Below are 13531 nucleotides of genomic sequence, written 5' to 3'. Positions count from 1 at the left end.
TTTAAATCAGTGGTTGGTTCATTTAATCACTTATCACTCCTTCGATAAGGTTTGCGAAAGATACAAGATAACTTTAAGCATAGCGGCAGCAATTACCAGTATTTTTGGGGCAGCTTTTCTATCAGAGTTAGGAACCAGTATCGGCGATAGTACCAGCAGTGTTTTTGTTTTGGCAGGATTATTTTTAATTATCGCTTGTCTTGGTCGTAATCAACCAGTTAAGGTTAAAACTATAATTCTCGCAGGATTGCTTTTAGGACTAGGAACAGGATTAAAATTGACCACGGCATTGTATAGTATCAGTTTAATCGTGGCGATTAGTTTTTTAACCAATACCATCAGGGAAAAGCTGCGTAATCTTCTGTCCTTAATTTTCTCTATGGCTGTGGGATTTTCCTTGACGATGGGTTATTGGATAATCCTAATGTGGACTAATTTTGCTAATCCCCTTTTTCCCTTTTTCAACAAAATTTTTCAATCTCCCTACATCGAAACAGATTTTAACCTGCAAGATGCACGCTTTTTACCGAAAGATGTTTGGCAATTTTTATTTTATCCCTTTTATTTTGTGCAGGAACAAACCCTAGTAGCTGAGGTAAAATTTAAAGAGACTCGTTTTGCTATTGCCTATCTTTTAATTGTTATTCTTCTGGGAGTAATTATTTATCAGTACACCTCTCGCCGTTCTCTAGAGCAACAAAATAATTTAGTCCATTTACCTATTCTCAGATTTTTACTACCTTTTTATTGTAGTGCCTATCTGATCTGGTTAAAGGGGTTTTCTATTTATCGCTATCTGATGGTTCTAGAGTTAATCACACCGGTTTTAATTATCCTGATTATTGCCTATCTTTATCCTCATAAAAGGACAGTTTTTATAATCTCTATCGCTATTTTTACCTTAATTGCTGCTACAGTCAAACCCTTAGACTGGTGGAGAATGGGATGGTCAGATAATTATTTTGGTATCGATAGTCAAGCATTAAAACCCTACGAAAATTCCACGATTGTTATGTGGGGAGATGAAGGAACAGGTTATCTAGTTCCCCATTTTCCTGCCTCGACTCGTTTTGTGCGATTGCGAGGAAATATGGGAGTCAGTGAAGGAACTTTAATGCGAAAAAATGCCGAGACATTTATTGCTAATACTCCCCCAGAATCTCTCTACATTCTCCAGACGGACTTTAATAAAAAATCCCCTGATATAGTAGAAGATTTGGCTAAAGAAAATCTCGTTATTGACTTCCAAAATTGTCAACCCTTTCCCACCAAAATCGAAAACTTTAATCTCTGTCGTCTCCAAAAAAAGTAATTAGCACGGAAAAGCCATTCTCTAACCATTGTTAATTGCCAGTGACTCCTAACTTTTATCTGTAATGATTTATCTATTAACGGTTAACTACAATTGTGGGGAATTAATTAAGCGTTTAATCGCTTCCCTCAACGATGACTTATCTGCTACTCTTATCATTGTTAACAATTCCATTGAAGATAAAAATATCCAATCTTTAGCATCGCAAAGAGTCAAGATTATTGAAGCAGGGGAAAATTTAGGATTTGGGAAAGGATGTAATCTAGGACTTAATTGGATTTATCAGCAAGACAGAGAAGCTATCGTTTGGTTAGTTAATCCCGACGCTTACTTATTACCAGACTCTCTGGAGAAAGCAAGCAAATTTTTTCAGCAATATCCGGAAGTTGCCATCGCTGGTACAGAAATTTACGAACCGGATGGTAAAATCTGGTTTGGTTGGGGAAAATTTAATGCCAAAATCGGCACAATTAACGTAGTAGAGGAATCCTTAGACTATGGAGATAAACCCTATCTTGTTCCCGACTGGGTGACGGGATGCAGTTTATTAATTAACTTCTCTAATTTTTCCACTTGTCCCCATTTCGATCCTGATTACTTTCTCTACTACGAAGACTTTGATTTTTCCCGAAGATACGCAAATCAAGGCTATTTAGTCGTTGTTACCAATCAGATTAAAATTATTCATGAACCATCTTCTATTACCCGACGCTATGGTTATCTAAGACTAACTCATAATATCTATAGTTATCTTCTCAGTCTCGAAAAACATACGACTTTAACTATCCTTATTTATCGCTTGCTGCGGATGAGTTTTATGTCTTTACTGATCCTTCCCATTAAACCCAAATTTTCCCTAGCTAAGTTAGAAGGAATTCAACTCTATTGTCAAAGAATTATCAGTAAACTGCGTCTAGATTGAACCCCTTAGTTTTGCCGCTGCAGGCATTGGTCAGTATTCAGCTTTTTTGCTGTGATTAATAGCATAGAATATATCGGCATCGCACTAATAATTTTTGATCATTAATTCTCTCCCCGCCGCTGCCTGTCCTTGTTTATAATTATTCATGCCATACTGAAGATTCCACTCGATAATATGGGCAAAATCAAAGAGTTTTCGTATCTCTGGACAATCATCGTAGGTAATTAACCATTTAGCCTGACATTGACGCATATTATCGGCAAAACGTTGATGATCGAAGCTGGTATGTAAATTACCTCTCACACCGTATAAACGGGATTTTGTGGCACTATAGTAGGGGGGATCAAGGAAGATAAAAACTTCTTTTCCCTCAGCAAATAATAATTCTTCGTAGTCTTGGTTAGTAATTTTTACCGATGCTAATAGGGGCGCAATTTGAGTTAATCTGGCAATTGATGAATCAGTAAATCTACTGGTAAAAGCCGCTTGGGAATAACCCCCCGAATCCACTGTTCCCGAAAAAGTAATCCGATTTAAGATAAAAAAACGCACCGCTTTTTCAAAATCGGTTAACTTTAAATCTTCCCTTGTCAAATCTTGAAATAATTCTCTTCCGTTATCATATTTCTGTTTAATTTCTGTTATTTTTGCTACCAATAACTCAATATTTTCTTGAGCGCATTGCCAGAAACAATATAAATCATAATTTAAGTCATTAATCCAATAGGTTTTTATTTGCTGTCCAAAGAGTTGCTTAACAGCAAAAAATACAGAACCCCCACCAAAAAAAGGTTCTCGATATTCCCTAATATTGACAGGAATTTGCGGCAGAATTTGCTTAATTGCCCGGGATTTCCCCCCCGGATAACGCAAGGGACTTTTAATTTTTGACATTTTATACTAAATCCGTTTATTAAAGACTGATTATCTATTCCCCCTTTCGTCTTTTGCATGAGTGCCTGTCCTGATATGTAGCCTATACTCATAAGAATTCCATTTAATTCCACATTTAGGACTCGTATCCTAAGGTTAGCAAAACCACTTCTTCCAATTGGGCAATTATTTCGGGACTCAGTTGTCCCAGTGTGCGGATCAAACGAGTTTTATCCAGCACTCTCATCTGAAAACATAGGGCAACAGAATCTTGGCCGAGTCCACCATTACCCTGTTCTATCAGTAAGCATATAGGCAAAGCAGCGCGGCGTTGGTTGGTGGTGAGCGGAATAGCAATGATCGTAGTTGAGAACTGGGAAACAAGGTCATTCTGGAAAATGATGACGGGACGAATGCCCGCTTGTTCAGAACCTTGAGTTGGATTGAGGTCGGCTAACCAGACTTCACCCCGTTTCAGAGGATTAGTCATCATTGGTCTTCTTGATGGAGTATTACTGCATAGTCATTCATACCTTCTTCAGCAAAGGCGCGATCTTCATCAGCAAACTCTGCAAACAGATCGGCCAGTTGCATGGGATCGAGAACAGCCTGATGACGCTGACTGCGAAACTTTAAGAAGGCAATAAAATCAGCCACTTGCTGAAGCTGATTATCAGTCAGTCGATCCAAGTCTTGCTTAAGAGCTTCAGCACTTACTGGCATAGGAAGAAAAAACATTCCGACTTCCCCATTATAAGGGATCCTGGCCAACAGCCGTCTTCAACAAACCCCCATGAGTCCCTGAGTGCGTAGCGGGGTAGGGAGGACGTTCAGACGTTCGGATCTTATCAATTACTACTGTCTGATTCACCCGCGCTGCTAGACCCATTACCACCTGAAGTCGCCACTATTATTGAAGTTGCAATGATACTAATTGTCTGCCACTCGCTGCTTGTCTTTTCTGCCAATCAGCAAATAGGGCCTTGAAATCATAATTAAAAGATTTGGCTTGTTCTTCTCGTATTCTGTGTAATTCTTCAAGAATTTCATCTTCCCACATAAATTTACTCTCCCATCAATTCATATTAGTCCTCGTACTTCTCCCCAGACTTCTACTTACTTTGTCTAGCTTGACCAACTTTTAGCCAGGCAAAGATTTGTTGTGGAGTCAGTGTCAACTGAACCCCTGCAATTACCTTAAGTTGGTCATCCCCTCTGCAAACTTCCGGCTCTTGTTGGGGAGTAAACATTAAAACAGAATAATCATCTGGATCAAGCATCCATCCTAATTTACTGCCGTGTTTTAAACAATGTAGAATGTTGTCAATTACACGGTTTACCTTTTGATCCGGTGAAAGAATTTCGATAGTCCAATCAGGTGCTTCCCTAAAGTCGTCCTCTGGTTCACCTGCTTGATTCAGGTTAATTCGATTCCATGCAATTACTGCCACATCAGGAACGATCGAACGCTCGCCGAAGGTACATCGCAACTCAGGTAAGGCTGTATAATCAGCAGTATGGCTGTCAACCGCAGCTAAAAGACGTTTTTGCAGGATAGAGTGTCGAGTCTTAGGCATGGGTTTCTGAATTGCGACTCCATGCAAGTATTCCCATGCTGGAGAATCCTCCAAATATGGCAATTTGAGGAAATCTTCAAGGGTGAGACTCTCAGTCAAGGAAGTCGTCATCGGTTCAAGCAAAGGTTTTTTTTGTGACTTTATTATATAGCGTTTTTCAGTCTGCTGAGGTACAAAAGTTATGGGTTTTAGGCAAAAGGCAAAAGGCAAGAGGCAAAAGGGAAGAAAAATAGGTGTACCTCACTAGCTTAGGAAACGCTATAAATGAACTTTATCTGGGTTGCTTACCGACGATTCAGGTATATTTGACTGGTCATAGGCTTCTGGCTCAACATCGGGAACTTTTGTTAAGATTGCCTGATACTTTTCTCGACTTCCCTTTTTGGACCTTTCTATTAGGTAATTTTCTGTCATCAACGCTGAAAGTTTCTCAGCGATCGCAGTAGAGATAAATTGATCGATCGAAATTCCATCACGAGCCGCTAGATCATCTAAACTTTTCTGTAATGAGTCGGGAATTTGAACTTGGATGGTACTCATGGTAACTTACCTATTAATCGTAGGAAACCTGAAGGCTCAAGCAGACATAAACCAAATTGCTCAACACCAGCAAAGTCACGGGTGTTATATGTGATTATACTCTGACATCCTGCTTTAACTGCAAGCTCCAATACCATATCGTCTTTGGGATCACGCAGAAATGGTCGCCACAGGAAGAAAATTTTATGAGGTATCCCCACCGAGCAATAGAAATCAATTAAGTCATCTACTTCTTCTCGACTTAAATAGAGATTGGGCAACTCCCGCAATAGGACATCTGTATATTCCAAGACGAGAGGAACAGATAAGTGCATATCAAATTTTCCTGTACCTATAAGGCTAAGAAGTTGAAACGCACTTCCACGCCTAGATCTTAATCCAGCAATAATGACATTGGTATCAATAACAATCTGAGGTAACGACATTCGCAACTGGGCAACGATGATTATTGGTACAGTTACATCTTAACTTTATCATCACAGAACAAAAATAGCGTGGGTTTCATTTTTGAATTGGCGCTCTTACAAAAACCTAGCCACCTTTACTCGATCAATAAATTACGATCAAACCAATTAGATTAACCATCTACTTAACTGTTGGTTTGCGGAATTTCGAGGGAGAAGGAAAATATTCTACCCGTTCATTTTTAAGCGCTTGTGCCATGAAATCGCGCCAAATGGGAGCGGCAAAACCACCACCGGTGATACCTTTACCTAAAGTGCGGTTTTGGTCATCACCAATCCATACTGCCGTGGCTAATTGGGGAACATAACCAACAAACCAGACATTTTTCTCGTTATCGGTAGTACCGGTTTTTCCCGCTGCCGGACGACCGATTTGGGCCGAGGTTGCTGTTCCTCCTTGAATAACTCCCTGTAGGACAGAATTGAGAGAAGCGGTGGCCCAGGGGTCTAAAACTAGCTTCGGTTTGGGTGTATTATCGAGCATGACGTTACCCCGGCTATCAGTAACACGCATGATAAAGGTAGGCTTAGAATGCCAGCCATTACTGGCAAAAGTAGCGTAGGCCCCCGCCATTTCCAGAGGAGTCACATCCACCGATCCCAAAGGTAAAGAAGTGACGGCAATTAAAGGACTCTCGAAACCCAGCAGACGACAGACTTCAATGACTTTATTTATCCCGACGCGACGACCGAGAACAACTGCGGGAATATTCAGAGACTGCATCAGAGCGCTACGCAGGGAAACCGGACCAGAAAAGCCGCCACCGTAGTTTTTTGGGCTATAGAAGCCGCCGGCCTCGCGAAAACGGACAGGAGCATCATTAATCACCGTTTCGGGGGTAAAACGACCACTAGCGAAGGCAGTATAATAGACGAAGGGTTTAAAAGCTGACCCCGGTTGACGACGGGATTGGATGGCCCGGTTTAATTGACTTTTATTGTAATCAACGCCACCGACGAGCGCCTTGACAAAATGGGTGCGCGGATCCACCGCGACTAGAGAAATTTGTAGGTCTTTGGTACGAATACCGCGACCACGCAAGCTATTATAGGCCCGTTGGATGGTAGACTCGGCCATGTTTTGAAAGTCGAGATCGATTGTGGTTTGAATCCGCATTCCCCCTTTAGTTAGGGTTTCCTTGCCAAATTTTTGCCGCAATTCTGCCACCACTGCATCGGTAACGTAGGGTAATTTACTTTCTTGCCAAGCGGTGGGTTTACCCAGTTTCAGTGGTTCCCTTAAAGCGGCCTCTTCCTGTGCGGGGGTAATCCAACCTAAGGTACGCATCCGACTGAGAACCAGTGCCTGTCTTTCCTTGGCGGTTTGATAATTATTAAAAGGACTATAAACTTCCGGCGCTTGGATTAATCCAGCCATCATCGCCGATTCTGCTAAATTTAACTCGGAGGCGGGTTTATTAAAATAACTTTTAGCGGCGGTTTGCACTCCGTAATTATTATGACCCCAATAGATATTATTAAGGTACATTTCCAGAATGTCATTTTTGCTAAAAACCTGTTCCACTCGTACTGCCAGGACCGCCTCGGCTAATTTACGGCTAACGGTGCGCTGATGGGAAAGAAAGATATTTTTGACTAACTGCATGGTGATGGTAGATGCACCTTCCACCACACCGCCACTTTTCCAGTTAGCCACTACTGCCCGACCGATACTATTAGGATTAATACCACGATGGTGATAAAAATGGCTGTCTTCGATCGCCATCACTGCGCGTTTTAGATTGGGAGAAATTTGATCGAGTTCCACCACTTCCCGATTCGCTTCTCCGTGTAAGCTGGTCAGGGGTCTGCCTTTAACATCGTAGATATAACTGGTTTCCGTGGGGACGTAACCGCGTAAAATCCTCACATCGGGTAGATTGCGGTAACTAATCGCTAATCCTACCACAGCCCCCGTCACCACGGCCGTGGATACCATCAACAGGCCGAGAACAGTTCCCCCTGCGACTCTGGAGACTCCTTGGAAAAAGCTATCCGAGTCACTACTAGGTTTCTGCTCTTTGTCTTGATTGCCGAGGGTACTGGTGGACACGATGGTTACAATTTCCTTTTTCCAAGAGGGGACTGATCGATCGAACTGGCTTGAAAGTCTATTCTAAAGGTTTTATTAAAAAATCGAATACTAGCTTACAGCAATTATGGCCGATCTGGCTCTAGATTCGATCGGTCATGACAGCAGGATTAGGGACAAAATAGGGTATCACGGGTATTTCTGCCAGTTATGGGGTTAGTTCCCGTCGCTCTCTCACAAAGATATTTTTCCACATCGGAGCGAATAATTGCATCGGTAAAATCGGCCCCGTCGATGATTGCACCTTTGATCAAAATGTTAGTGGCAAAAGCTCCTTCGAGAACGGCATTGGTAAAGTTGGCTTTGGTTAAACGGGCCGATTCTAAATCCACATTTCTCATATTGGCATCGCTAAAGTCGGCCCCCTCCAAGTTGGCAGAAAAAAAGCGCACTCCTTCTAGATTGGCATGACTGAAGTTACTACCGCGCAGATTAGAGTGATCGAAGGTGGAATCGCGCAAATCCTGCCCCGCAAAGTCGTTATCGGTCAAATTGCGGTTATTATAACTTAGCGCCTGGGCCGGAGCTAAAGAGGATAATAATACTAATATACTAGCAAACAAGGTTAGTAGAGTTTTGCGAGAAAATTGCGCCATATTGCCACCTGATCAATCAACCTTTTCTATAATAAGCTGTACTGGATTTAAACCGCCTATCGGGAATTTTAGTACAAATGCTCGAACTAGCCGCCCCCCTATAGTTTCTAAACAGGATTTATACCAAATCCGTTTTTAATAGTGTGATTAACTCCCAAGTTATGAATTGTTTCTCCCCGCTCCGCTCTCCCCACCTCCCCCCGCAACCCGCACGAAGTGGTCTTCCCTCTACCTAATTCATAATTCATAATTCATAATTCCCGCTCCCCTATAGTTTCTACACAGGATTTATGATCATTACCCGGCACTCGTTGACAATTATCCCCGGATTTACCAAGGGCGATCGATCTGCTAGATTTTTGATGTTGGATATCTTAGATAGATATGGCTGGTCATAGTAAATGGGCAAATATTAAACGACAAAAAGCCCGGGTTGATGCCAAAAAAGGGCAAACTTTCACCCAGTTATCCCGGGCCATTATCGTGGCTACCCGTAACGGTGTTCCCGATCCGGCGGGCAATTTTCAGCTACGCACGGCGATCGAAAAAGCCAAGGCGGCCGGTATTCCTAATGACAATATCGAAAGAGCGATCGCTAAAGGGGCGGGAACTTGGGAAAATGACTCAGCTTTTGAGGAAATTCGCTACGAGGGTTATGGTCCCGGGGGTGTGGCGATCCTGATCGAAGCACTGACCGATAATCGCAATCGCACGGCTGCGGATCTGCGGGCGGCTTTTAGCAAAAATGGCGGTAATTTAGGTGAAACGGGCTGTGTAGGCTGGATGTTTGACCATAAGGGGGTAATTCGTCTTGAGGGAACTATTGATGAGGATAAGCTTTTAGAAGCTTCCCTAGAGGGCCAGGCCCAATCCTACGAGTTTTTTGACAGTGCGGAGGAAGGTCAAGGAGCAGAAGTGTTTACTGAGGTGTCTAACCTGGAGAGATTGAATAAGGTTCTGCAAGCAGCGGGATTTAAGGTCAAAGAAGCAGAATTACGCTGGATTCCCACTAATACCCTAGAAGTGAGCGATCGAGACCAGGCCCGTTTTTTATTCAAGTTAATCGACACCCTAGAATCCCTCGATGATGTGCAATCGGTAACGGCTAATTTTGATTTAGTCGAGGAGTTGATGTTACTGGATCTGTGACCCTAAATTCCTAGACTGCTCACTGATTCTGGGCCCAATCAAGAAATAATCTGTCCCCAAAATCGCGTAAAAATTCGGGTTCCGTAAAAATCGATCGCTCTTGCCATGATTTTTAACCTTTGACACACATCACCTGCTTGAGAGTGGCGACAATTTCCACTAGATCAGCCTGTTGATTCATCACCTGTTGGATCGGTTTATAAGCTCCCGGAATCTCATCAATAACGCCCTCATCTTTGCGGCATTCAACCCCTTCGGTTTGGGCGATTAAATCATCAAGAGTAAAGGTTTTTTTAGCCAGATTTCTCGACATCAAACGCCCGGCCCCGTGGGAACAGGAACAGAAGCTATTATGTTCTCCTTTACCTTTAACAATATAAGATTGCGCTCCCATGGAACCGGGGATAATACCATAATCGGTTTCTCTGGCGCGGACGGCTCCTTTTCGGGTGACATAAACCTCCTCCCCAAAATGAATTTCTTTTTCGGCATAATTGTGATGACAATTAACTACTAAGAGGGGTTTAGTTGGTTTGCCTCCCGCTAGATGTTTTTCAACAATGCGTTTAAATCTAGCCATCATAATTTCCCGATTATAACGGGCATATTCCTGGGCCCATTGTAGGTCATGCCAGTAGGCGGTAAATTCTTCTGTACCGGCGACAAAGTAGGCCAAATCGAGGTCGGGTAATTTACATTCTGCCAGTTTGGCTAACTCTTTAGCAGTATCAATATGACATTGGGCCAGTTGATTACCAATACCTCTAGAACCGGAATGGAGCATTAACCAAACTTGATTGTCTGTATCTAAACAAATTTCGATAAAGTGATTACCACCCCCGAGAGAACCCATTTGTTTAAGGGCTTTTTTCTCTAGGTTTTGTACGCCTCGATGAATCTGTTTAAATTCCGCCCATTTTGGCCATTTAGTTACATCCCTATCCACTTCCTTATTTTCAGCAAAACCGACGGGAATATTCGCCTCCACATCGAGGCGAATTTTTTTAAGTTTTCCCTGCAATTGTTCACCAGTAAAAGGCATTTTTAGGGCAGCCATGCCGCAACCGATATCGACTCCGACGGCGGCGGGAATTACGGCATCTTTGGTGGCAATCACCGAACCGACTAAAGCGCCTTTACCCAAGTGAACATCGGGCATTAAAGAAATGTGTTTATAAACAAAAGGGAGGGAAGCGACATTTTTAGCCATTTGGGTTTCTTGGGGTCCCAATTCATGGCCCGCCCAAGATAAAATCGGTGTCGGTGTGGAAAGTTCCAGAGTTTCGTAAGCCATAGTTTTTATGAAATAATCAGGTCAAAAGCGGATACAACCAAGACAATAAGGCAATTGAGATTCTGCGATGAATTAGATAAATTGTTATCAGTGATCGTGTTTTAGCACAGAGGATAAGCTGTTGACTATCTAATACCAAATCCGTTTTTAATAGTGTGATTAACTCCCAAGTTATGAATTGTTTCTCCCCACACCCTACACCCCACTATCCTATACTTTTTAAACAGGATTTAGTATAAATTACCCGTTCAGACTGCCTCCCAGGAGAATTTTTGACTTTTACCGCAGGTTTACCGACTACTGTAATACTACCAAAAAGGTTCGGATACCTACACTATCGAGAAAGCGGGGTTATTTTGCACTATAGAGATAACAAAGGAACTGATAGGGGTGGGTATCGCCTAAAAACCGAGTACAGTTCCGATTCTAGAAGTCACTATAATTTGTATCGGAGCAGCACAAAGATTATGGGAAAAGTAGTTGGAATTGACTTAGGGACGACTAACTCCTGCGTTGCGGTTATGGAAGGGGGTAAACCCACCGTTATCGCCAACGCCGAAGGATTTAGAACCACGCCCTCAGTCGTAGCCTACGCCAAAAGTGGCGATCGCCTAGTAGGACAAATCGCCAAACGTCAAGCGGTAATGAACCCGCAAAATACTTTTTATTCCGTCAAACGCTTCATCGGCAGGAAATTCAACGAAGTTACCAACGAAGCCACAGAAGTATCATACAAAACTCTCCAAGACGGCAACGGCAACGTTAAATTAGACTGTCCCGCCCAGGGCAAACAATTCGCCCCCGAAGAAATTTCCGCCCAAGTACTGCGGAAACTGGTGGAAGATGCCAGTAAATACCTCGGCGAAACCGTTACCCAAGCAGTCATCACCGTACCCGCTTATTTTAACGACTCCCAACGTCAAGCCACCAAAGATGCCGGGAGAATTGCTGGGGTTGAAGTTCTCCGCATTATCAACGAACCCACCGCCGCCTCTCTTGCCTACGGATTAGACAAAAAAGCTAACGAAACCATTCTTGTTTTTGACTTGGGTGGGGGAACCTTTGACGTATCGGTTCTAGAAGTGGGTGATGGTGTCTTTGAAGTTCTCGCTACCTCTGGAGATACTCATCTCGGTGGTGATGACTTCGATAAAAAAATCGTTGATTATCTAGCCGGAGAATTCAAAAAAGTTGAAGGAATAGATCTCCGTCAAGATAAACAGGCCCTGCAACGTCTCACAGAAGCGGCAGAAAAAGCCAAAATTGAACTTTCTAGCGTTACCCAAGCGGAAATTAACCTGCCCTTCATCACCGCTACCGCCGAAGGACCAAAACACCTAGATACCACTTTAACCAGAGCTAAATTTGAGGAAATTTGCGCCGATTTAATTGATCGCTGTCGGATTCCCGTCGAAAATGCCATCCGTGATGCCAAAATCGATAAATCTGCCCTCGATGAAGTGGTTCTCGTCGGTGGTTCAACCCGGATTCCCGCCGTTCAAGAATTAGTTAAAAAAGTTCTGGGCAAAGATCCTAACCAAAGCGTTAACCCCGATGAAGTGGTAGCCGTAGGTGCCGCTATTCAAGGTGGTGTCCTCGCTGGTGAAGTCAAAGATATTCTTCTGCTTGATGTTTCGCCCCTGTCTTTGGGTGTGGAAACCCTCGGCGGTGTGATGACGCGGATTATTACCCGCAACACCACTATCCCCACCAAAAAATCGGAAGTTTTCTCCACAGCAGTAGATGGACAAACTAACGTGGAAATCCACGTCCTGCAAGGGGAACGGGAAATGGCCAAAGATAACAAGAGTTTGGGAACTTTCCGACTCGATGGCATCCCTCCCGCTCCTCGTGGTGTGCCTCAAATCGAAGTGGTCTTCGACATCGATGCTAACGGTATTTTAAATGTCACCGCTAAGGATAAAGGTACAGGAAAAGAACAATCGATCAGCATCACCGGCGCTTCTACCTTGCCCCAAAATGAAGTGGAACGCATGGTAAATGAGGCAGAATCGAACGCCTCGGTCGATAAGGAACGTCGCGAACGCATTGAACGCAAAAATCAAGCTGATTCCCTGGTTTATCAAGCTGAGAAGCAGTTGGAAGAGTTAGGCGATAAGGTTCCTCCATCTGAGAAAAATAAAGCCCAAGGGTTGATTAAGGAACTGGAAGAAGCGATCGCTCAAGACGATGATGGTAAGATCAAAACCATCCTACCGGAATTACAACAAGCCCTCTACGCGATCGGCAGCAGTATGTATCAGCAAGGGGCCCCCAGCAATCCCACCGGTGGCAATAATGACAATGGCCCCTCTGGTGGTGCTGGTGGTGCTGGTGGTGGCGATGATGTCATCGATGCGGAATTCTCCGACGCTAAATAAAAATTAAGTTCTTAGCTTCGGGAAGGACACAAGTTAACTTGTGTCCTTTTTCATGGCGGCTTTCTTACAGATAAGGTTGTTACTGAAAATGGCTCTTCTGAGTTTGGTATGCTTCTCGGCGGTTTATCAGGAGCCTAAGGGATTGAAACACCTTCCAGATAAGTCTTTCGTGTTTTTTTCCCGCTCTAAATTGAATTAGGGTTTGCTGAATAAATCTAAAAACCTTGTTGGATAAGGCTTTTAGACTTTTTTTCCCTGAAAAAGTGCCTACCATTGGAGTGATTGGGGGGAAAATTTAGGGATTTTTTCCCTGAAAATTAGGTAATTGACC

14 protein-coding genes are annotated in these 13531 nt (G+C 43.2%); 4 read left to right on the top strand and 10 right to left on the bottom strand.

All coding sequences use genetic code 11. The features are described from left to right. Together IM450_RS04725 and IM450_RS04720 are read left to right on the top strand one after the other, a co-directional pair. On the top strand, window positions 1-1312 hold a 1312-nt coding region (locus IM450_RS04725), incomplete at its 5' end, for a glycosyltransferase 87 family protein (RefSeq protein WP_287670919.1). Between the two features lie 64 nt (window positions 1313-1376). Then, window positions 1377-2234 carry a glycosyltransferase gene (locus tag IM450_RS04720; RefSeq protein WP_002801762.1) on the top strand — a complete coding sequence of 286 codons (858 nt, stop codon included), beginning with the start codon at window positions 1377-1379 and terminating at the stop codon, window positions 2232-2234. An 84-nt stretch (window positions 2235-2318) separates the two neighbouring features. Here IM450_RS04720 and IM450_RS04715 read toward each other — a convergent pair whose 3' ends face one another. From IM450_RS04715 to IM450_RS04675, 9 genes are all read right to left on the bottom strand, one after another. Further along, window positions 2319-3128 carry a DNA adenine methylase gene (locus IM450_RS04715; protein ID WP_287670916.1) on the bottom strand — a complete coding sequence of 270 codons (810 nt, stop codon included), beginning with the start codon at window positions 3126-3128 and terminating at the stop codon, window positions 2319-2321. A 115-nt stretch (window positions 3129-3243) separates the two neighbouring features. Beyond that, on the bottom strand, window positions 3244-3600 hold the full coding sequence (locus tag IM450_RS04710; protein WP_002760242.1) for a type II toxin-antitoxin system PemK/MazF family toxin: 357 nt from the start codon (window positions 3598-3600) through the stop codon (window positions 3244-3246). After that, the gene (locus tag IM450_RS04705; RefSeq protein ID WP_002760243.1) at window positions 3597-3845 is read right to left on the bottom strand and encodes a hypothetical protein; all 249 of its coding nucleotides are present in this window, start codon (window positions 3843-3845) and stop codon (window positions 3597-3599) included. Before IM450_RS04705 ends, IM450_RS04710 begins: the two co-directional genes overlap by 4 nt. 172 nt (window positions 3846-4017) lie before the next feature. After that, window positions 4018-4167, bottom strand: coding sequence for a hypothetical protein (locus IM450_RS04700; protein WP_002787242.1), 150 nt, complete (start codon window positions 4165-4167; stop codon window positions 4018-4020). A 52-nt stretch (window positions 4168-4219) separates the two neighbouring features. Then, on the bottom strand, window positions 4220-4795 hold the full coding sequence (locus IM450_RS04695) for a Uma2 family endonuclease (RefSeq protein WP_287670921.1): 576 nt from the start codon (window positions 4793-4795) through the stop codon (window positions 4220-4222). A 147-nt stretch (window positions 4796-4942) separates the two neighbouring features. Further along, a complete protein-coding gene (locus tag IM450_RS04690) occupies window positions 4943-5224 on the bottom strand; it encodes a toxin-antitoxin system HicB family antitoxin (protein ID WP_287670913.1) in 282 nt (93 codons plus the stop codon). After that, on the bottom strand, window positions 5221-5649 hold the full coding sequence (locus IM450_RS04685; RefSeq protein WP_012264774.1) for a putative toxin-antitoxin system toxin component, PIN family: 429 nt from the start codon (window positions 5647-5649) through the stop codon (window positions 5221-5223). Before IM450_RS04685 ends, IM450_RS04690 begins: the two co-directional genes overlap by 4 nt. A 160-nt stretch (window positions 5650-5809) precedes the next feature. Continuing rightward, on the bottom strand, window positions 5810-7741 hold the full coding sequence (locus IM450_RS04680) for a transglycosylase domain-containing protein (RefSeq protein ID WP_002801766.1): 1932 nt from the start codon (window positions 7739-7741) through the stop codon (window positions 5810-5812). A gap of 149 nt (window positions 7742-7890) precedes the next feature. Continuing rightward, on the bottom strand, window positions 7891-8376 hold the full coding sequence (locus tag IM450_RS04675; protein ID WP_287670910.1) for a pentapeptide repeat-containing protein: 486 nt from the start codon (window positions 8374-8376) through the stop codon (window positions 7891-7893). 384 nt (window positions 8377-8760) lie between these two features. On the opposite strand from IM450_RS04675, the gene IM450_RS04670 reads away from it, so the two are divergent. After that, window positions 8761-9525 carry a YebC/PmpR family DNA-binding transcriptional regulator gene (locus IM450_RS04670; protein ID WP_287670908.1) on the top strand — a complete coding sequence of 255 codons (765 nt, stop codon included), beginning with the start codon at window positions 8761-8763 and terminating at the stop codon, window positions 9523-9525. 112 nt (window positions 9526-9637) lie between these two features. Here IM450_RS04670 and IM450_RS04665 read toward each other — a convergent pair whose 3' ends face one another. Continuing rightward, complete coding sequence (locus tag IM450_RS04665; protein ID WP_287670906.1) at window positions 9638-10819, bottom strand: RtcB family protein; 1182 nt, start codon at window positions 10817-10819, stop codon at window positions 9638-9640. 467 nt (window positions 10820-11286) lie between these two features. Here IM450_RS04665 and dnaK point away from each other — a divergent pair, with 467 nt between their 5' ends. Next, window positions 11287-13200 carry a molecular chaperone DnaK gene (gene dnaK, locus IM450_RS04660; protein WP_002801770.1) on the top strand — a complete coding sequence of 638 codons (1914 nt, stop codon included), beginning with the start codon at window positions 11287-11289 and terminating at the stop codon, window positions 13198-13200. The last annotated feature ends 331 nt before the right edge of the window (window positions 13201-13531 follow it).

This window comes from Microcystis sp. M083S1 (assembly GCF_020246405.1).
Lineage (GTDB): Bacteria > Cyanobacteriota > Cyanobacteriia > Cyanobacteriales > Microcystaceae > Microcystis > Microcystis aeruginosa_C.
This window is presented reverse-complemented; position numbering and strand designations above follow the sequence as displayed.

Coding starts and splice junctions, on each gene's coding strand:
- IM450_RS04720 (WP_002801762.1), top strand. CDS start 1,377: ATGATTTATCTATTAACGGTTAACTACAATTGTGGGGAATTAATTAAG.
- IM450_RS04715 (WP_287670916.1), bottom strand. CDS start 3,128: ATGTCAAAAATTAAAAGTCCCTTGCGTTATCCGGGGGGGAAATCCCGG.
- IM450_RS04710 (WP_002760242.1), bottom strand. CDS start 3,600: ATGATGACTAATCCTCTGAAACGGGGTGAAGTCTGGTTAGCCGACCTC.
- IM450_RS04705 (WP_002760243.1), bottom strand. CDS start 3,845: ATGTTTTTTCTTCCTATGCCAGTAAGTGCTGAAGCTCTTAAGCAAGAC.
- IM450_RS04700 (WP_002787242.1), bottom strand. CDS start 4,167: ATGTGGGAAGATGAAATTCTTGAAGAATTACACAGAATACGAGAAGAA.
- IM450_RS04695 (WP_287670921.1), bottom strand. CDS start 4,795: ATGACGACTTCCTTGACTGAGAGTCTCACCCTTGAAGATTTCCTCAAA.
- IM450_RS04690 (WP_287670913.1), bottom strand. CDS start 5,224: ATGAGTACCATCCAAGTTCAAATTCCCGACTCATTACAGAAAAGTTTA.
- IM450_RS04685 (WP_012264774.1), bottom strand. CDS start 5,649: ATGTCGTTACCTCAGATTGTTATTGATACCAATGTCATTATTGCTGGA.
- IM450_RS04675 (WP_287670910.1), bottom strand. CDS start 8,376: ATGGCGCAATTTTCTCGCAAAACTCTACTAACCTTGTTTGCTAGTATA.
- IM450_RS04670 (WP_287670908.1), top strand. CDS start 8,761: ATGGCTGGTCATAGTAAATGGGCAAATATTAAACGACAAAAAGCCCGG.
- IM450_RS04665 (WP_287670906.1), bottom strand. CDS start 10,819: ATGGCTTACGAAACTCTGGAACTTTCCACACCGACACCGATTTTATCT.
- dnaK (WP_002801770.1), top strand. CDS start 11,287: ATGGGAAAAGTAGTTGGAATTGACTTAGGGACGACTAACTCCTGCGTT.